Raw genomic sequence first — 19,724 nt, 5'->3', positions numbered from 1 at the left:
TTTTGTTCGCACAACGTTATCGATCAGCTTAACGCACTAGCCAGAGGTGTTACGAGCACCTTTGGCCTTTTTTAAAAGCCGATCAGGTATTATAGAGGTATTAATCGGTCACAATAATCCTCCTTTCTATCAATTTCAATTTTGCTTTTCCCGTTATTTCAACCATATCCATAATAGCAGTTAAGGGCTGAGAACGCGAAACGATGCCATCAAATTTGAGTTTTCCTAAATGTGGTGGACATACGATATCCACATCGTACCAGCGCGAAACTTTGCGCAGGATACTGGTTAATGGCTCACTTTAAACACAAAATCTCCGGCGTCCACGCTACCTGCTGCTCGACATCTGCCGTACTTACGACCAGCTGTTTATCTAAGAATGACTGCTGTCCGGGACGCAACAGAATCGATTCGCCGTTTAAAGAAGAAGTTACGCGCACACTTCCTTCCAGCAGTGTGGTAACTATTCCGGGTTCATCGGGATAGGAGTTCACATTAAAATGCGTACCTAATACTTGGATCTCCTGATGCGCTGTTTCCACATAAAAAGGGATACGCTCGACCCGACCATGCTGACGCTTTTCCATTTTGGCAATTTCAAAATATACCTCACCGGTCATTTTTACCCGGCGCTCGTTATGCTCAAAATGTAGGGGATAGTGTAAGGTTGATGAAGCATTCAACCAAGCCTTAGAGCCATCAGGTAAGGTAAGTCGATACTGCCCTCCTTTAGGAGTAGTAATGGTATTGGAAGCATTCTTGTTATTGGATTCGGATTCGGAAACACTGTAAATAAGTTGACCACTTTTTGTTTTCTCTACACGGACTCCGCCTTCTAGGGCTAATGTTCCTACGGCAACTTCATCTAATGAAATCGTAGAACCATCTGCTAGAGTCAATAAAGCTTTATCTTCTCCCGGTATCACTAAACTTTGCGTATTGTTATCAGGCTTAGACAGGAAAGATTGACGAAAAATCAAGTAAGAGATGGAACAGATGAGCAGTAGTGAAGCTGCGATCTTTAGCCATGAGGAAATTCGAAAACCCGGATCCAGTTTCTTATTTTTTTTAGCGATCCGCTTCTTAAGTCGAAGATAATTATCTTCAGCAGTCGTAACGGTAGCATGATAAGCCAGCGCTTGTACGATACGCTTCTGTTCTTCAACTTCTTTACGATACTGCGGACGATCCTGAAGCCAATTCTCCCATTTGGCAACATCATGAGCAGGGTATCCTTTACAATAGTTAATGAAGCTCTCATCTGCTAATAATGCTTTCAGATTCAGTTCTTCCATGTTTTATTTTTCTTCATTTGATCAATAGAGCATGGAGTAAGCTTTTTTCACTACTGATTTTCTAAAAAAAATAAAAAAAATGTTGAAAGGGCGCCAATGGCTATTTTAAGGAAAGTTTCTTGTTCTTCAGTCAACAGATTTCGTAATTTATCAACAGACTTATAGATGGTGTTGTAGACCGTATTGATCGAAATACCATTTGCAACAGCGATCTCATGATAGGATAATCCAAGGTAAAATTTCTGATAAATCAACAAGCGTTGCTTCTCGCCAAGCTCATCTACTTTTTCTTTTACAAAGCGACCGACCTCATCTTCCGTATAACGCTGTATAAATCCATCTTCAACAGAAGGTACCTCACAGTTTTCTAATAAAGTAGCCATGGTAGGTATCATTTCGTATTTTTTTGCGTCGCCACGGAATAGCTGGCGCAAAAATATGGTAATAATGTAATTATGCTGATTCTGTATCGCACTGCTTTTTATCCTATTTTCCCATAAATAAAGAAAGACATCGTTAATGGCATCTTGAATAATATCAATAGCAAAACCACGTTTGGTGCCGACATAGCTTAGGTAATGGTGATAGTATTCGTAAATCTGATAAAACGCTTCTTCACATTCTTCGATAACAAATTTATTCCAGTGTTCTTTCAGGTCGTGGCGTTTTATAAGAGGCATAAATTCAAAATAATACGGTTAACTATTCCTTACAAAGAAATAGAACGCATATTAACAGAGCATTAATTATAAATAACCAAATCATGTCATCTCTAAGAGCAGCATAAAAACAAGCTAGCAACAAACATCACATATCTTGCCTGTATTGCCCCATCGACAATATTTGCCCCCCTTACTTAAAACAATAGATCATTTGAATCAACATGCATTTTTTTAATAATATTGGGTTTGTACCAGATTTATTTCTTCACTTTTTATAACTACACTAAATGCAACTTAATTGCATTTAGTGTAGTTATTTCCTATATTTGCTTTTGTATAACAATTCAGAAAACAGATTATATATGATACCTCAAACATTTGAACAATGGAAAACCTGTTTGGTAAATGATTGCAAGATCAGTCTTACGAAAGAATTTGCAACTAGGAGGCTTGCTGTTTACCATGATTTGGATAAGCCCGAAACGAAAAAATTCATCCGCTTATATGGTTTTCAACATTATCAAAATATCATTGGCTGGTTTACAAAAATAGTTGAAGGCTCGATTTAGGCTAAAATTAACAAGGCAATACAACTGAATACTTCTACTCATATTGATAGTGCTTAATATAAAACTCTAAAGAATTAACTACATGCAGACAGAAACATCTTTATCAAATCCTGCTTTGAGCATCGGCAAGAAACTTCCGGTCACCGTATTAAGCGGTTTCCTTGGTGCTGGAAAAACAACCTTACTTAACCATATTTTGCAGAACAAAGAGGGCTTAAAAGTTGCAGTAATTGTCAACGATATGAGCGAAGTGAATGTCGATGCACGATTGGTTGAAAATCAAAACACACTATCACGTACGGAAGAAAAATTAGTAGAAATGAGCAACGGTTGCATTTGCTGTACACTCCGTGAAGATCTCATGGTTGAAGTTGAAAAACTTGCGAATGAAGGACGATTTGATTATTTATTGATTGAAAGTACGGGTATCAGTGAACCTATTCCGGTAGCGCAAACTTTTTCCTATGTTGACGAAGAACATGGGATAGACTTGTCTCGCTTCAGTTACATTGATACCATGGTTACGGTAGTGGACTGCTTTAATTTTTTCAAGGACTTTGGAACAAATGAACTGCTACAGGATCGCAATCTAACGGATATGGAGGGGGACGACCGAACCATTGTCAACCTGCTTACCGATCAGATCGAATTTGCCAATGTCATCATCCTGAATAAAACAGATTTGGTGGATGCTGGAACAGTTGGTATTTTAAAGGCTGCGATACACAAATTAAATCCAGAAGCAAATATTATCAGTTCTGTTTTTGGAAAGGTAAGTCCAAAAGCAATATTAAACACCAACCTGTTTGATTTTGATGAAGCCCAGACTTCGGCGGGATGGCAAAAGGAGTTGGAGTCGGAGCATCATGTTCCTGAAACTGAAGAATACGGGATTAGTTCGTTCGTATTCAGAAATCAAAGACCTTTTCATCCTGAACGGTTTTGGCATTACTTAAACCATAACTATCCCGCAGGTATTATACGTGCCAAAGGTCTTTTTTGGCTAGCTTCTCGTCGGGATGAAGCTTTAAATTTTTCTCAGGCAGGCGGATCTTCACGCCTAGAAACAGCTGGCGTGTGGTGGAGCAGCATGTCTTACTTTGAACGCATACAGTTTGAAAGTTATGTAGCCAACAAAGACTATATTGAAAGTCGCTGGAGTAAACAATGGGGCGACAGGATAAATGAACTTGTCTTTATCGGACAAGACATAAACGAAAAAAAAGTAATGCTGGATCTGGAAAAATGCTTACTCCAAGAAGATGAGTTTTATCTGTTTGATAAAAACATCCTATTCGAAGATCCTTTTCCAACAAATATATAAAGTGGAGAAGATCAGTGAAAAAATAAAATAGCATGGTAGCATAAGTATGCTCCATGCAATTTTATTATCATCGGACTTCAACATGCAGATACCCCCTTCATCATAAAATTGACCTGATAGCAGGTTTTATTTTAAAAAGCTCACATCCTGAACGGATCAAAATAATGAAATAACCATTCAAGTATATCCATAAGCTTTAAATAAATTATCAAAAAAAATGGCACGATAACACAGCATATTGTCATTGATGATCCTGTTACGATCGAGTACCTTTGTCCTAATCAATATGCAAATTACGTTGAGACATGGATAAGAAAAATATTGCCATTTTGATATTACCAGATGTACAATTATTGGATGTAGCAGGACCTACTGATGTCTTTCATACGGCCAATGAGATTTTAAAAAAAGTAGGTTATGGCGCACCCTATCAGCTTCATTACCTGTCGGCATTAAAATCTGAAACTGTCACATCAAATTCAGGTATCAAGCTCCAATGCGACGCAAGTATTTTCAATATAACAACACCTATAGATACCTTGATCATTGCGGGCACGCACCCAAATTTATTTGAAAATCTTGATGAAACGGCCTATACATGGCTCAAGCAAATATACCCGCAGGTAAATCGCCTAGCTTCGATCTGCGTCGGCACATTTCTAATGGCCAAAAGCGGCCTGCTGAAAAATAAAACAGTGACCACACACTGGAAATATGCAGGTCTGCTTAAAGTATGTATCCTGAAATTCATGTTGACGCCCGATCTATTTTTTTAAAGGATGGCAATATCTATAGCTCTGGCGGGATCACTTCTGGAATCAACTTGGCATTACATTTAGTTGAAGAAGATGTGGGGCGGGACATAACCATACAGGTGGCCAAACATCTGGTATTTGGAGTACATAGACTCTCGGATCAATCACTTTTTTCTGAAGAATTACCTGCTGTTGAAAATATGAGTGAACTTGTTCAAAAAGTTTATCACTATGCTAATGCACGTATTGAAGAAACATTAAATCTTGAACAACTAGCATCCGCAGTAAACATGAGTCCCCGTAATTTTTCACGGGTCTTTAAAAAAGAAACTTGTTTTCCGCCTGGACAATTTATCGAAAAAATACGTTTAGAAAAAGCAAAACAACTACTTGCTTACACTGCTGACACCTTAACGATTATCAGTGTTCAATGCGGCTATGATCAGGTCAGCTCCTTAAACAAGCTGTTTTATAAATACTATAAAATTAGTGCAATACAGTATCGAAAAACATTTCAACATTAATTCATAAATACCTTTTCAAAAATGGAGATCAACAAAGATAAAACTATCAAAAACATTGCATTTTTTGTTTTTGACCAAGTAGAAGTATTAGATCTAAACGGACCTTTAGATGTATTTGTAAAAGCAAATATAATAATACCAAACAGCTTTAATTGTTATACTGTTGCCTTGGATACTACGCCTATATTTGCAGAATCCAATACCATGCAAATTATTCCTAATTATACAATTGATAATTGTCCACAAGCAGATCTGATTATCGTACCTGGAGCATTTCCTGAAACAATTATCAAATTATTCAAAGACGAGCATTTTGAATCCCGATTCACAGCATGGGTTACAGCTCAGGCACAACGTGATACTGTAATTGCCAGTATTTGTACAGGTGCGCTATTACTTTCGAATACTAAGCTTTTAGATGGAAAATCTATTACCAGTCATTTTATGATGACAGATCTGTTACAAGAACTAAATCCGGACAGTCAAGTTGTAACAGGGCCTCGATATATTGATCAGGGTGACTTATTAACTACTGCAGGCATCACAGCGGTATAGATGCAGCCTTATATATGGTGACAGATATCCTTGGTCAGGATGTGGCTCAACAGATTATTGAAATTTTTGAGTATAAAGCAGAATTGCAAATTCATTAAGCTCACTTACCTGGATAATCGTATCGTATAAGATTGAAAAACAGTCTTTACATGATCACTTCACCTATCCATTCTTTCTTACATCAAGTAAAATAACATCAATTAAAGGATTGCTCAATTCCTTTAAACGCATACCCTGTGGATTTTACTTTCAGTTTTTGAAGAGCTAGTTAGGTTATTTTAAAAATCACTTCATGTCGCATGAAGTGATTTTGCCCATTACTAACTTTTTTGATCGTGCTTTAAACCATTGATCAGCGTTGTATGCAATTCCTTTATCGATCAACACCTTCCATCGGCTGATTCCACCTTTTCATCGGTAGAAATTTCATCGAATGCTGCATTCACATATTTTTAAGAAAAATTAAAAGATATGTCACTATTCACACCGCTTATTTGGATCTCTTTGATGCTACCGTTAATGGCTATTGCTTTTGCCAAAACGAAAAAAGTAAATACAAAATTTTTAATCCTTTTTATCGTCTATTTTTTAACGGATTGTTATATCCAACATTTTAGCAGACAATATTTTAGCCTTGATTCGATCGGCCTTAAATTTTCATGGATCGGTAAAATATTGAGTTTATTGTTATCGCTGACCATCATTTTCTCGGTAAGCAAAACCCATCGTGAGCAGATCGGATTCACCTCGAAAAGTAATGCAAAGAAACAGGTGAAATTCGGTATATCCATATTCCTTGGATTCTTACTTTTTGATTTGATTTTCAAATTTATCTTATTCCCTAAAGGAGGTCATTTTGATCTTGAGGCATTCGCTTTCCAGGCTACAATGCCAGGCTTAACCGAAGAATTAGTTTTTAGAGGCATTTGCTTTTGGCTTCTTGATCAAGCTTTTACTCCCCAATGGAATATCAAAGGCATCTCATTTGGCTGGGGATTTATTATCGTGACCCTGCTATTCAGTGTTGCACATGGTCTTGTGTTAACGGAAGATCATCAACTCAAATTTGATATCATAACCATCATCTACCTCACGCTGATATCTTCGTTAAGTCTTGGCTTGCTAAGGAAATTTACAGGTAATCTGATTTATCCCATAATAGGCCACAATATGGTCAATGTATTGAATGCACTGATACGAATATTATAGTGGAACATATGCTGAAATAGGGCAATAGGTGAATCATGAATCTGCTAACAAGCGATCGTAAATACCATAAGCAATTCTCTTTTTATATGAAAAGTAATCCTATAACTCGTTCAAAAAACTATATTTGGTTGATCATTTAAACAAACATCATGTCGCAGGATACGAGAATTTTATCTAGTTATTTAACAAGTAAAATAGCTGAATTTGATTTTGATAGTTTATACAGCAAAACCAGTCGAATTTTACTTCATGTCTGCATGTGGTTCACTTTTTCCATCTTATTGCTGTTGAGCTACATACTTGCATATAAACTCTCTTTTTTTAATGCTACCATCCTAACCATTAGGATGACAAGCGTTAATATGCTCGTTTTCTATCTGTTCTTTTATGTGTTACTTCCCAAGATTTTATCCGGTAGCAAGAATAAGATCATTTTACTTCTAGTCATTAGTTTGCCGATATTGCTATTTATCTGGATTGCTACTACCTATTTTTTCTCCCTAATCTACCATGCGCTGGGCTTTGAAATAGAAAATGGAGAACTAAAGAATGCTATTAAGATGAGTGCCGATCAGACGTTCTTACAAGCCGTATCTGTAAAACGCATGATTTCACAAGCATTCATTGTCATTTCAATTCTATCGCCTTTCTTTTTTGTCAAAATTCTATTTGAAATTTCAAAATTATACAGTAAAACCTTAAAAATTCAAAACGAAAAAGCTTCATTAGAAATTGAGAATATCAATATTGAAAAGAATTTTTTAAAAGCACAGCTTAATCCACATTTTCTATTCAATACTTTAAATAATCTCTATGGTCTTGCAATTAAGAAAGATCCCACTACGCCAGAGGTGATTGTAAGTCTTTCGGACATTATGAGTTATACACTTTATGAGTCTAACACGGAAAAAGTATCCTTGCAGAAAGAATTGGAATTTATAAAAAACTATGGTGAACTCGAAAAAATGCGATACCCGGTAGATAAAAAGATCCAATTTGATCTTCCTGAAGAAAGTGCATTATTAGGTTTATACATCGCTCCTCTCTTAACATTTACATGTATTGAAAATGCTTTTAAGTACGGACTCAAAAATAATAAAGAACAGCTTATATATTTGACGATAAAAGTTAAGGATCATCATTTTTACTTTCATCTTGAGAATGATGTTGAAGACTTTGTCCCGACAAAAAACTTTGGTGGTATAGGTCTATCTAATTTACAAAAGAGACTTCAATTGTTATATCCCAATAAACACGAACTCAAAATAGAGCATTTACAAAATAAATTTATCGTCAACTTAAAAATAGATTTAGCAAATTATGGATAAATTCACCTGTATCGTCACCGATGATGAACCACTTGGTAGAGAAATTATAGAATCATTTGTAAAAGAAATACCCTTCCTTAAGCTTGTCGGCTCATTTGGAGATCCTGTAGAAGCATTGCTGTATTTACAAAGTAATGCTGTTGACATCATGTTTAGCGATATCCAGATGCCGAAAATTAATGGTATGGAGTTGGTAAATGCCTTGGTCAATCCACCTGTTATTATTTTTATTACCGCACATCGTGATTTCGCATTGGATAGTTTTGATGCTGGGGTAACAGATTACTTAGTTAAGCCCGTTCGATTCGATCGCTTTTTAAAAGCAGTAAATAGAGCCAAAGAAAGTGTATTGGCCGGTAAAACTCCAAAGATACAAGAAGCAAGACCTGATCGTATATTTATAAAATCAGAAGGAAAATTAGTGAAGATCTTATTGCATGAAATTCTGTACATTGAATCCCAAGGAGATTATCTAAAAATCGTTGTTTACGAAAAAACATATACCACACAAGCTACGCTCAAATCCATGGAAGAAATCCTTGATAAGCAACTATTTTTTCGTATTCAGCGGTCGTTTATCCTCAACATAGAAGCTGTAAAAACAGTTACCGGAAATATGATCGAATTAACCAATGGCAAATCAATAGCGATCGCTGTAAACAAAAAGGAGGAGTTTTTCACCTTATTGGGCATCAAATAAAAAAGATAATTTTAATATTTAAAAGAGATCCTTATGGTAGATATACAATTTAAGAAGAGCAATATTATGACAGGCATTTTCCTTTGTATTGCATTTATTGTACTATTACTTTTCATCTTTTATACCTCGTCCAATAGCTATGCCCCCATACTAATATTTTTAATATGCATAACTTTACATATTTTATATTTTCACAAGATAAAATTCTGGATCGATCATAAAATGGCCGACCAGGATTAAGCATTGAGGAACAAGGTATATTAAATAACACCGCTGATACATCCATTTTTATTCCTTGGGAAGAAATTCAAAGTTTTGAATCTGGCTTTCGTACCCAAAATCAAATCTTTATCAAAGTTAGGAACGAAAAAAAATATGACCAAGTTAAACGTACGACATACTTAACTGCTTTAAATAAAATAGGTCGCCTTTTAGGTCAAAACCAGATTTACTTTGGATCGATGTTGATGTCTTAGCGATCTCAGAACAACAGCTTTTAACCTTACTGCGGTCGAGGTTGGCTAAAAATAACCGTCAAGGGTAAAACTTCCTTTAGATCAACTATTATTTAAAATTAAACACCGCTTTTAAAACAGCCATCCTGCCTCGTAGTTCATACTGATTATGAGTCTGCATATTCGCCGATATGTAATAGGTTTCAAATTTCTTCACATTTGCCAAATTCGTCAAATTTAGTTCAAAATCCGTTTTCAACTTCTTGTGACGATAGCGTAAAAATGTATCAAAGAAAACATAATTAAAATCTTTCAATCCCGGTTGATGGGAATACGTATTTCTAGCACTTAAACGCAAATGAACGCTTGAAAATAGATTTACCGGTAACTCATTTGATGTGAAGCATTAAATGTATTTCTATTTAATTCATCAGATCCACCCTTTTGTTTCGTACTTACCCAAGATAATTGTCCAGTATAAGAAAGGTTCAACTGCTTCCATATTTTAAATTCCATATTTGGCCTCAACGTATAACTTGTATTCTGAAATGGAAGTATCTCCTCATTAAATAACTGATTATAGTCCGACAAAGACCACGATGCAGCAATTTTCACCGTACTCGATAAAGCAAAAATGTATTTATCAATCCCAGCAGAAGCACTATAGGACTTCACTTCATTTTCTTGGGCGATCAGCTGTGTTTGAGTCGACTCCTCATTGATTACATTAGAAAGCATTGTACTTGATATGGATTGGTTGTAGCCCAATCCAAAATTAAAAAATAGCAGTTTTATTGTTTTACCTAACTTATAGTTTAATCCAAAATTATTGCTCCTATTTTCATTGATCCCACCACTATTAGTCGATAAAGTCCGGTAATTTCTAATCAGTAAACCTCGATACACATTTTCGATAGTTCCAAAAGTATTGCCTCTCTGATAAGAAAAACTAAGTTCATCCTCTTGGTGTACTTGCAAACGAGCTGAAAATGAAGGATTAAATAAAAGATTATTCTGGCTATTATCGATACTAAAACCGTCATCAATATAACTGGTGTGTTGCCATGATAAAGGCAAACTCAACTTTGTGGCTAGTCTATTAATACTCCATTCATAGTCTGCATTGACAGAAAACGATGAACGATTCCAGTGCATATTATTCTCCGTAGAATCAACATCTGTAGCCTTTACAATTCCTTCTTTATTGAGATCAATACCCGATTTGAGTTTTTGGTCTTCCATCATTGCCCCCAGCGTATAGTATTGTTTGATCTTTCCTTTGGGAAGCCTATATCCGATACTACCATTCGTAAAAATTGTGGGAACTTCAACATGTTGCAGTGTTTGTTCATATGATATTCCTGAAGCAAAGATATCCGGAAAAAGACCAGGAGAAAAAGCTAAGGTCTGTGGTTTATTGGCGTAATTCATATACCAATTGATCTGCACAATATCTCCATTTTTAAGTTGAGGAACCCATTCCAATTGATTAGAAAAGCCTCTAATTTTATGGTTCAAATTCCCGAAAATAGTATTTCCATTACTCCCTATTGTGGCGCGCGATCTTCTTTTTCATATTCGAACGAGAACGTATTATTGATATAACGCTTTTCCATGTTCTTGTTCAATGACAACCGAAATGCTGCTAGCCATTCCGCTGTTTCTGTATATTGGTTTTCATCAAATACAAAATCTCCTTCTTCCGAAAAATAGCTTGTTTTTCCTTGAAAAGTGGTATTATTCTTATCATACAAGAGCTGTACATTCGACTTCAGTTGCAAACCATTTTTTATATTCAATAGATTATTTGCATTTAAAGCCACTGTATTATTCATAAAATAATTTGATTTTGCTACAGGAGGACCACCAACAGTCCCTACAGCAAGCAAATTATTTATAGGTGAATACCCCATTTGTGCAAACACGGAACTTTGATTAAATCCAGTAAAATCACCAGTCAAGTCATTACCTATATTATTTCCCTGCAGCACATTCAATACCTTATATTTTTTATTGAACAAGATCGTATTGACTTCTGCATCATATTGCTTGGGCATTCCCGCTCCCAGTTTAGCCTGACCGGTTAACTTGAGCTTAGCATCGTCTTTAATAACCAGATTTATCGCCACATTATCTGTAAAACGCTTATTTTTCAACACTTTCATATGTTCGTGGTTGGTCAGTACCTGTATATCCTTTACCATCTTATGTGGAATAGTTTTCGTGCCGATAGAGTAGCGATCATCCAGCAGATCGTCTCCATCGATATAAAACTTAGAAATAGATTTACCTTGGTACTTGATAGCACCGTTTTCTCCAACTTCAATACCTGGCATGCGTTTTAAAACCTCACCAATGCTACGATCCTCATCCTTTGCAAACGTCGAAACATCATAAGATAATGTATCCCCGATTCGACGGATCTTCGGTCTACTTTTGACTTCAACATCATCCAATAAAACAGCTTTCTGTTCAAGTTCAATCGTTTTTTTAGTACGAAGATCTGTCAATGGAATTATTTTTTTATGATACCCTAAGTGGTTGATCTCGAGATATGCTCCATCCACACCTTTCAATGTAGTTAAAGAAAAAGCCCCATTCTCATTTGTTTCTTTAAAGGTTAACAATTTATGGTCACTTGACTTCAGTACCACATGGATATAATTTAACGGTTTTCCCGACGCCTTATCTACTAATACCCCTTCAATGGCAACCTGCTGCCCAAAAACCCATGCACTACAAAGTATATAGCATATTACAGTAAGAGATCTTAATAACATATTATGGTTTTAATTCTAAAGGATTATTAGTGACCGAAGAAGGTTTATAATTATCATCATTTTTAATAGATATCGATTTAATTTTATTAGGGTCGATAGTTGAAAATGGCACGTCGCTCGTTACAAAAACTCCACTCTTTTTTATAGAGGAAGAACCACCCGATTTTGTTTGCATATACGCCTTTGGATTGGTTTTAAAAGCCTTGTACAATTTTTCTACCTCTTCAGGTGCTGATAAAATAACATCAACCGGAGCACCAATCGTAATCTGAACACTATCAGCAAGTTTATCAAAACCAGAATACTCGAACTCAACTTCACTTTTATCATCCCTGGCTTCCAAAATTAATCCTGGTAAGCCGTGTAATTTCCATGGTCCAAAAGAAAAAGGAAGATCTGTTGTAAACCAAGTTGTGTAATGTCGACCGCCAAAAGTCGTTGTCGCTTTTTGACAAGTATATCCGCCTATTACTTTAGTATCATCATGAATATCCCAGTCTTGTTTAGGATATACTGCATCCAACAAGAACTCATCGGATGCTACACGTTTCACTTCAATCATATTGGATTTAGAGGATTCTAAAAGATAAGATTCTCTTATTCCGCTAGTGGATTTCGAAACAATAACATGACCATCAAAATTTAGAGCATCCATCTGTTGCGCAGATTGTTCTTGTGTTCTAGTAGATGAATAACTTGTGTAATAGCTTGTTTGGGGACTTAAATAAGTTACGACTTCATCTCTCCGATATTTATCTCGTTGTGTTGTATCATTAACGTGTTTAAAGAGGTAGTGAACTTTCGCAATTGCCTTTTCTTGAGCCTTAACAGTGATCCCCGTTAATAACATCAATACGATGAATAGATTTCTTTTCATTTTTTTGGTCTAAAGCAGTTGAATTAAGAATAAGGCGTAACGAAGCCAAAGTATTATATTCCGATTCGAATAATTTTAGGGTTTTTAATACGGTTTTAACTCGAGTGGATTATTGATCACAGAAGAGGCTTATAATCATCATCATTCTTAATAGTCATCGATTTAATTTTTGAAGCATCCATAGCTGGAGCTGATGAACTCGCGCCACTAATGCTAACAAAAACACCAGCGCCTGTAGATCTTCGGCTAGATCTGGTTTGCATATAGGCACTGGGATTTGCCTTAAAAGCCTGCTCTAATTTCTCTACTTCATCTTTTTTAGACAAAATTGCATTTGCAGGAGTTCCAATTTTCACTTGTACATCATCAGTTAATTTATCAAAGCCAGAATATTCAAATTCCACCTCACTCTTGTCATCCTTTACCGCCAAGATCAGTCCTGGTAAGCCATGCAATTTCCAAGGTCCAAAAGAAAAAGGAATATCTGTTGTAAACCAAGCGGTGTAATGACGACCAGCAAAAGTTGTAGTTGCTTTTTGACAAGTATATCCACCAATTACTTTGGTTTCATCTTCTATATCCCAATCCTGCTTAGGATAAGTAGTCTCTAATAAAAACTCATCAGATGCAACACGTTTTACTTCTACCATCTTGGACTTCGAAGGTTCTAAAAGATAAGATTCCTTGATACCACTAGTCGATCTGGAAATCACTAAATTACCATCAAAATCCGGAGCTGATAGTATTTTTGAAGTCTGTTCTTGCATTCTAGTACTAGAATAACTGGTGTAATAACTAGCTTGTTTACCAAGGTAAGTAGCAACTTCATCACGTATATGTTTGTCTTTTTGTGTGGTATCATTAACATGCTTAAAGATGTAATGTATTTTAGCAATTGCCTTTTCTTGTGCATGAAGAGAGAGCAGGCTGAATGAAATGAATGTGGTTAATAAGATTTTCTTCATAATTTTACGATTTATTTGTAAACTTACGAAATATTCGTAATTAACAAATACTCATTAAGGAAAATCATAAAATAAATATATAAATAACTGATTCATTGATAAATAAAATCAAATCACATGTCTTCACATTTATAATTATCAATATTTAGTGATCTCCTTATAACAGTTTAATAATAATCTTTATAGCCATTTATATAGAATATATAGCGCTTAGCTCATCATCTTTGTCGTTGTACAATGAAGATCACGGACTAACCGTAGGCTTATATAACAGACATCAATGCAAAGTAAAAAATAGACTTGTCTTATTGTAGAACAGCAAGCATTATGATAACAGCTTTTTGATCGTATGATTTTATTTGCTAGTTTTATATGTCAAGATATCCTTGGCAAATGTGGAAATCAATGATAAGAGAAATTTAATAATTAAATACAGCCTGGAAAAACCTACTTAAAATCTAACAACAGACTACATTCAATAGTTAGTGAATATGGATCGTTGCTTTTTTTATTAGTATTAGGAATTCTTACAATAAAATTTAAATGATTGTAAATAACAAAATAGGAATTACGCTTTCCGGTGGTGGCTTTAGAGGAATCGCCCATTTGGGCATACTCCAATATCTTCAGGAACTGAACATACAGCTTCATGCTATTTCAGGAGCGAGTGCAGGAGCTTTGGTCGGTGCGTTTATAGCTGAAGGATACGCTCCGCTAGAGATATTGGAGTTGGTAAAACAGGAAAAATTCTTCACCTATTCCGACTTCTCCATTAGAACTGATGGCCTGTTCAGTGCAGATATTTTTGAAAAAATCATTAAAAAATATATTCCGCACGACAGCTTCGAAAGCTTGAAAATGCCCCTATATGTTGCTGTTACAGATTTAACCAATGCGGAGTCTCTTATCTTCAACCAAGGCTCACTATCTTTTGCTATTAAATCTTCCTGCTGTTTTCCTCTGGTATTTCAGCCGGTAGCTTATAAAAATAACCGTTACTTATGTGATGGCGGAATATTAAATAACTTTCCGGTGGAGCAGATTAAAGCAACATGCAATAAAAGTATCGGCATCAATGTGAATCCGGTCAACCGTTCCGAAGGACGACTGAACTACAAGCAGATTGTGGAACGTATTATCCGAATTACAACCTCAAACATTAAGGCTGAAGCTCCTGGCGATTGCGATATATTTATACAGCCTGAGGAAATCAATCAGTTTAAAACATTTGACACAAGTAGAGTGAATCAGATATATGAATTCGGATATAACTACGCGAAAAAATTTGAGAAAGAATTTTTAAATCTCCAGAAAGAACTCGGCTAATAGCTAGTTTTAATCATGATAAGAAAGCTCGCGCTTCCATAAAAACACTTTTTCTGTTGTCGTTTCTTGATCTTTATCAATAACAACCTCTTCTCTCATCACCCAGTTGTTGTTCTGATCATATGTATAAGAATAGGTAGTTGTACTACCATAATTAGGATCTGCGGTTTTGTAAATGGAAGAGACAACATCCCCCTGTTCATTATATTGATAGGTGTAAGAAGAGTTTTGATCTCCTGAAAAAATTTTGTTCCCTTTGGCATCGTATTTATAACGGGTAATTATAGATGGAGTTTTCTGTGGCCACTCTACTTTTTTACTTTCAATAAGCACTCCGCCATTACCAAGTGTTTTATAAATTGTTTCACTTAAGACAAATTCATTCATAGCATCCTCGACACGTTCATAATTTTCTTCAATCTGTCTATGATCCTCGTACTTATAGAGCGTCCGAAAGCCTCTGCCCTCCTCGATCACTTCATCACCGTTTTTATCTAAAGAAGTATAGTATACTTTCCAAAGTTCCCCTTCGTCATTATATTCCAGTTCTTCTTCAGCTTCTTTTTGACCTGTCTCCCACCAAAAATATAATTTTAGTTTTAATTGTGCTCCACTGTAAAAGTACTCTGTAGTGAGATAAGCACTATCTTGCTTAGTCTTCTCATCTTCAAAAATAACATAAAGATGAGTCAGAATGCCATTGCTATCATATACTTTACGTTCGTTCCATCCATCGCCATAATAACGAACCGTGTCCATTTTATTATTCTCTAAGACGTAGCAAAGTTCATTTACTGACTTCAGTACAGGTTTATTCATATTCGAAAATTTACCTGTACTATAGTTTTTCAATGCCGATCTTTTCTTTTTCAAATATGTCTGATAATCTTCATGTATCACCGTATCTATAGATGGCCAAAATTGAAAGGTTTATCATAAGACTTTTTCTCACGGGCGGCTTTAGCATTGTCAGCGATATCATTTTCTAGATCATTATTTTTTATCGGAGATGCAATCATAGGAGGCACTTCTGCAAAAATAGAATCAGTTATTTTTCCCACCACAACCGGTGGTTCAATTTGTTTCTTAATCGGTTTAAGGATCTCCTTTTTTATTATTTTTTTCGTTTTTTTGCTTTGCGCACTTCCACTTTGAGAAATGCATATCAATAGCACAGTAGCAATAAAATAATAGTGAAGTAATTTCATTGTATATTTTTTATAAAAGTTCAATAGAGTACGTGTTAATTTCAAGATATGCTGAAGCTATATTTTGGAGGCATCTTCATTTACCATCTAATAGACCCTCTTTATGATGAGCCTTTATCGAATCGATCTGCGAGTCTTTATTACATGATTTTAATTCATTGCTAGATTCAGTTGTGACCTTATTCAATCGGTGCACTGATGAGTATATATAGTTAAGTATCATTTACAAACAATGGCTTTTTATAAAAATACATTAAAACACTGTGGCTATTCGACAACAGCGGTATCGACCTCTTCTACTGTTTCCTCATCACCTTCCATTTCGTGTTTTGAATTTTTAACATCCTCATCTGTATATTGATAATGTTCATCAAAGGTTTTCGTCTCACGATTATAAATCAGCACATATTTTGAGTTTTTGTTTTGCTTTATTATACCATCAGTTGGTGCAGGAACAAGCTTCATATCATTCAAATATATTAGTGCGCCTTTTGCAAATCGTTTGATGGTCGGCAACTCGGAACTTAATTCTTTCCAGTACAGGAGATTACCTTGATCAGTTATAATGAAAATGGCACTACTGGCAAAATCTTGTTTTTCAAGTAGAAAAGCCATTTCTTTATCCCCTTGACCAGTAAAATTGCCATATGCAATTACTTTAGGTGCTCGATCTTTAATTTTTGTGAAAAAATATTGATTGTTATCTTCATTTTGCATGAACTTATTGTCCATAAAAATCTTTACGATAGCCCTTTGAAATGGAACAGGAATATCGTTATATTCAGGTATTGTAAAAACCGCTTTTTTCCAATATGCATAATCTTCTTGACTAGCCCATCCATTTACAAAAACACTATCAGCGGGATATGCGATCTCTTCTGTATAAACTTCCTGACGCTGTTTATAAACTCCAAATTGAAAAGCAATAAAACATACTATCGCGAGTAAGGCAATGATGAGAACTACCCAAAAAATAGTTTTTTTATTTGATTTAGGTTTCGGTTCCGGCAAATTATCCGAGCTCTGAAATTGACTTGAGTTAGAATTGGTTCGATCCATCTTATTTTCGGTTGTATTTCTAGTATTCAAATTACTATTTCACTGATAACAATTTATTGGCCAAAAATAAAAATCGACAAGACTAAAACACGAAGCATTTACAATTTGTAAACCATCACTTACAATTCGTGGCGTTTCCATTAAAATAAAAAAAAGTTATACTAAACAGACATCTTGAAGAATATTAAACTGTCGACAAGAATTCTTAAAATGAACTTATAAGTGTCCCTTTCTATAAAAGCTTAATCAGATTAACTTGATCGATAAATATTCTTTATTCTAAAATCATCGCGTAAATTACATAGAATTATTGATCACTTAAGAAGAGGTGCAATCATCGTCGTTTTTTCAGAATTAAATAAGTATAGTACATTATATTTGTATCTATAATCAAAAAATTATGAAAGATACACCTACACAAAAACTCAAGCACGAACAGATCCAATATATTGAATTTTTATCACAAGATCTTCAACAGATCAAAAATTTTTATACAGCATGTTTCAGTTGGACTTTTACCGATTATGGACCTCACTACACTGCATTTGAAGGTGAATATATTGATGGTGGTTTTACTTTAGGAACTCCTGTAAAGGGAAGTATATTAATTATCCTTTACTCTAAAGCTCTTGAAACAACTCTTGAAAAAGTAATTAAAGCTGGTGGTATAATAACAAAAGAAATCTTCAGCTTCCCTGGTGGGAGACGATTTCAATTTATAGATCCAGATGGCAATGAGCTGGCCGTTTGGTCAGAATAAACTAAACATGCAGGCCTGTATTGATGAACCAAATAAACACAGGCCTGCATGAAAATAATAGCTTAACCTCTAATCTTTATGTGCTGATTCTTTTTGAAAAGCAATAAAATCTGCCTTAGAATAATCTGGGCATGCTCCCACTCGAGCAGTAACAAATGCTCCCAGTGAAACAGCTTGATTCATAATTTCAATTGCTGAACTTCCTTTTTCAAACCTTTTTGATAAAAATCCCGCCAAAAAGGAGTCTCCACTACCAACAGTATCTTTTACTTCAATAGGGATCGTCGATATGGAATAAAATCATGATGATCAGCATAGAGTGCTCCTTTACTTCCTTTGGATACAATAACTTCGTTCATCCTGAAAGTGTCCTGTAGGAAACTTACACAATCCTCTTCTGTCGTATAGGACTTACCCATAAAGTCAATCATCATACGTAACTCGGCTTTATTAAATTTTGCTAACTGTGTTTTATGCAACAGATCTTTTATCACATGTACATCATAGTGTGGCGCTCGCAGATTGATATCAAATACATTGTAAGAACTATTTTCAAGCAACTCAAATAATGTATTCTTAGACTGGGTATTACGAGTGGCCAGTGTACCAAAAACCAATGCATCCGATTCATTAACCATTGCTTGATTAATAGCATTCACTTCAATATAATCCCATGCAACCTCCCGGACAATATCATAATGTGCATCATTATGTTCATCGATAGTCGCAACAACTGTGCTCGTAGGATAAGCACTATTCACCTGTATGCCAGGAGAATGTATTTTCCAATCTTCGATTTTCTGCAGCAATTCACGACCTAATTCGTCATCTCCTACGCTGCTTATCATATTGACCTCAACCCCCATTTTAGACAAGTGATAAGCGACATTAAAGGGTGCTCCCCCAGCTCTTCTATCTCCTCCAGGGAATATGTCCCACAGTACTTCGCCGAAACAGGCTATTTTATTTTTTTTATCGATCATTCCAATTTCTTATTTCCAAAAAATGAGCTACCACTCATTCACATCCCCCGGTACTCTCAGTATACACTAATTTATCAAAATATTTCCTATTGTCTATTTTATTTTTCTTTTGATAATCATATGGATGCTCTTTTGTGCTGTGGTATCCTTCACAGAAGTATACATATCGTGGAGTTGAACTTTTCGTTCCAAATCCCTTATTACGGAGCTTCCGCCACGCAGATTTTTCCAACCATTTGAGAATCCTCTATTTACACCAATGAATAAAGAAAGTCGCTTCAGCGGCACCGTTGAACCTTACTTTCCCTGTTGCTCGACACTTACACCTCTCGATCACTTCGTTGATCTCGATACTATAAAATACAGTAGCTACAAAATGTTTATAATTAC

General features: G+C 35.4%; 22 protein-coding genes and 1 pseudogene. 10 read left to right on the top strand and 13 right to left on the bottom strand.

Going from position 1 to position 19,724, the window contains the following annotated elements; all coding sequences use genetic code 11:
• Nucleotides 1-100 precede the first annotated feature (100 nt).
• The 3 genes and pseudogenes from L950_RS37255 to L950_RS10465 all read right to left on the bottom strand — a co-directional run.
• A pseudogene (locus L950_RS37255) lies at nucleotides 101-286 on the bottom strand (DUF4974 domain-containing protein); the annotation flags it as partial.
• A gap of 10 nt (nucleotides 287-296) precedes the next feature.
• Entirely contained in the window at nucleotides 297-1,295 is a 999-nt protein-coding gene (locus tag L950_RS10470) for a FecR family protein (RefSeq protein ID WP_021191563.1), read from the bottom strand.
• A gap of 50 nt (nucleotides 1,296-1,345) precedes the next feature.
• Nucleotides 1,346-1,975, bottom strand: coding sequence for an RNA polymerase sigma factor (locus tag L950_RS10465; protein WP_021191562.1), 630 nt, complete (start codon nucleotides 1,973-1,975; stop codon nucleotides 1,346-1,348).
• A 344-nt stretch (nucleotides 1,976-2,319) separates the two neighbouring features.
• On the opposite strand from L950_RS10465, the gene L950_RS10460 reads away from it, so the two are divergent.
• The 8 genes from L950_RS10460 to L950_RS10430 all read left to right on the top strand — a co-directional run bounded on the left by L950_RS10460 (nucleotide 2,320) and on the right by L950_RS10430 (nucleotide 8,921).
• Entirely contained in the window at nucleotides 2,320-2,526 is a 207-nt protein-coding gene (locus L950_RS10460; protein ID WP_021191561.1) for a hypothetical protein, read from the top strand.
• 82 nt (nucleotides 2,527-2,608) lie between these two features.
• The gene (locus L950_RS10455) at nucleotides 2,609-3,850 is read left to right on the top strand and encodes a GTP-binding protein (RefSeq protein ID WP_021191560.1); all 1,242 of its coding nucleotides are present in this window, start codon (nucleotides 2,609-2,611) and stop codon (nucleotides 3,848-3,850) included.
• 305 nt (nucleotides 3,851-4,155) lie between these two features.
• Nucleotides 4,156-4,626, top strand: a complete 471-nt coding sequence (locus tag L950_RS27785) for a DJ-1/PfpI family protein (protein WP_084825421.1) — start codon at nucleotides 4,156-4,158, stop codon at nucleotides 4,624-4,626.
• Nucleotides 4,584-5,129, top strand: coding sequence for a GlxA family transcriptional regulator (locus tag L950_RS27780; protein WP_021191559.1), 546 nt, complete (start codon nucleotides 4,584-4,586; stop codon nucleotides 5,127-5,129). The genes L950_RS27785 and L950_RS27780 overlap by 43 nt, the downstream gene beginning before the upstream one ends.
• A gap of 21 nt (nucleotides 5,130-5,150) precedes the next feature.
• Nucleotides 5,151-5,684 (top strand): DJ-1/PfpI family protein, encoded by a 534-nt coding sequence (locus L950_RS10445; RefSeq protein ID WP_021191558.1) that lies wholly within the window; start codon nucleotides 5,151-5,153, stop codon nucleotides 5,682-5,684.
• A gap of 471 nt (nucleotides 5,685-6,155) precedes the next feature.
• Nucleotides 6,156-6,893, top strand: a complete 738-nt coding sequence (locus L950_RS10440) for a type II CAAX prenyl endopeptidase Rce1 family protein (protein WP_031289233.1) — start codon at nucleotides 6,156-6,158, stop codon at nucleotides 6,891-6,893.
• Between the two features lie 362 nt (nucleotides 6,894-7,255).
• Nucleotides 7,256-8,221: a sensor histidine kinase gene (locus tag L950_RS10435; protein ID WP_197086377.1), complete on the top strand. Its 966-nt coding sequence runs from the start codon at nucleotides 7,256-7,258 to the stop codon at nucleotides 8,219-8,221.
• Nucleotides 8,214-8,921: a LytR/AlgR family response regulator transcription factor gene (locus L950_RS10430; protein ID WP_021191555.1), complete on the top strand. Its 708-nt coding sequence runs from the start codon at nucleotides 8,214-8,216 to the stop codon at nucleotides 8,919-8,921. Before L950_RS10435 ends, L950_RS10430 begins: the two co-directional genes overlap by 8 nt.
• Before the next feature lie 564 nt (nucleotides 8,922-9,485).
• On the opposite strand, the gene L950_RS28570 is transcribed toward L950_RS10430, so the two are convergent.
• From L950_RS28570 to L950_RS26360, 5 genes are all read right to left on the bottom strand, one after another.
• Nucleotides 9,486-9,734, bottom strand: coding sequence for a hypothetical protein (locus L950_RS28570; RefSeq protein WP_021191554.1), 249 nt, complete (start codon nucleotides 9,732-9,734; stop codon nucleotides 9,486-9,488).
• 20 nt (nucleotides 9,735-9,754) lie between these two features.
• Nucleotides 9,755-10,894, bottom strand: coding sequence for a hypothetical protein (locus tag L950_RS28565; RefSeq protein WP_156169649.1), 1,140 nt, complete (start codon nucleotides 10,892-10,894; stop codon nucleotides 9,755-9,757).
• 29 nt (nucleotides 10,895-10,923) lie between these two features.
• Complete coding sequence (locus L950_RS28560; RefSeq protein WP_021191552.1) at nucleotides 10,924-12,156, bottom strand: carboxypeptidase-like regulatory domain-containing protein; 1,233 nt, start codon at nucleotides 12,154-12,156, stop codon at nucleotides 10,924-10,926.
• A 1-nt stretch (nucleotide 12,157) separates the two neighbouring features.
• Nucleotides 12,158-13,033: a GLPGLI family protein gene (locus tag L950_RS26365; RefSeq protein WP_021191551.1), complete on the bottom strand. Its 876-nt coding sequence runs from the start codon at nucleotides 13,031-13,033 to the stop codon at nucleotides 12,158-12,160.
• Nucleotides 13,034-13,149: 116 nt separating this feature from the next.
• Entirely contained in the window at nucleotides 13,150-13,998 is an 849-nt protein-coding gene (locus L950_RS26360; RefSeq protein ID WP_021191550.1) for a GLPGLI family protein, read from the bottom strand.
• 543 nt (nucleotides 13,999-14,541) lie between these two features.
• Here L950_RS26360 and L950_RS10410 point away from each other — a divergent pair.
• Nucleotides 14,542-15,324 (top strand): patatin-like phospholipase family protein, encoded by a 783-nt coding sequence (locus tag L950_RS10410; protein ID WP_021191549.1) that lies wholly within the window; start codon nucleotides 14,542-14,544, stop codon nucleotides 15,322-15,324.
• Between the two features lie 9 nt (nucleotides 15,325-15,333).
• On the opposite strand, the gene L950_RS10405 is transcribed toward L950_RS10410, so the two are convergent.
• From L950_RS10405 to L950_RS10395, 3 genes are all read right to left on the bottom strand, one after another.
• Nucleotides 15,334-16,197, bottom strand: a complete 864-nt coding sequence (locus tag L950_RS10405) for a hypothetical protein (protein WP_156169648.1) — start codon at nucleotides 16,195-16,197, stop codon at nucleotides 15,334-15,336.
• Nucleotides 16,198-16,229: 32 nt separating this feature from the next.
• Complete coding sequence (locus tag L950_RS10400; protein WP_156169647.1) at nucleotides 16,230-16,577, bottom strand: hypothetical protein; 348 nt, start codon at nucleotides 16,575-16,577, stop codon at nucleotides 16,230-16,232.
• A 222-nt stretch (nucleotides 16,578-16,799) separates the two neighbouring features.
• Nucleotides 16,800-17,621 carry a hypothetical protein gene (locus L950_RS10395; protein WP_156169646.1) on the bottom strand — a complete coding sequence of 274 codons (822 nt, stop codon included), beginning with the start codon at nucleotides 17,619-17,621 and terminating at the stop codon, nucleotides 16,800-16,802.
• Nucleotides 17,622-17,991: 370 nt separating this feature from the next.
• Here L950_RS10395 and L950_RS10390 point away from each other — a divergent pair, with 370 nt between their 5' ends.
• The gene (locus L950_RS10390) at nucleotides 17,992-18,351 is read left to right on the top strand and encodes a VOC family protein (protein WP_021191545.1); all 360 of its coding nucleotides are present in this window, start codon (nucleotides 17,992-17,994) and stop codon (nucleotides 18,349-18,351) included.
• A gap of 69 nt (nucleotides 18,352-18,420) precedes the next feature.
• Here the strand turns inward: L950_RS10390 and L950_RS35280 are convergent, their stop codons facing one another.
• A complete protein-coding gene (locus L950_RS35280; RefSeq protein WP_262507045.1) occupies nucleotides 18,421-18,588 on the bottom strand; it encodes a hypothetical protein in 168 nt (55 codons plus the stop codon).
• A 29-nt stretch (nucleotides 18,589-18,617) separates the two neighbouring features.
• Complete coding sequence (locus L950_RS10385; RefSeq protein WP_262507044.1) at nucleotides 18,618-19,334, bottom strand: PfkB family carbohydrate kinase; 717 nt, start codon at nucleotides 19,332-19,334, stop codon at nucleotides 18,618-18,620.
• Between the last annotated feature and the right edge of the window lie 390 nt (nucleotides 19,335-19,724).

This window comes from Sphingobacterium sp. IITKGP-BTPF85, assembly GCF_001006065.1.
GTDB lineage: Bacteria > Bacteroidota > Bacteroidia > Sphingobacteriales > Sphingobacteriaceae > Sphingobacterium > Sphingobacterium anhuiense.
This window is presented reverse-complemented; position numbering and strand designations above follow the sequence as displayed.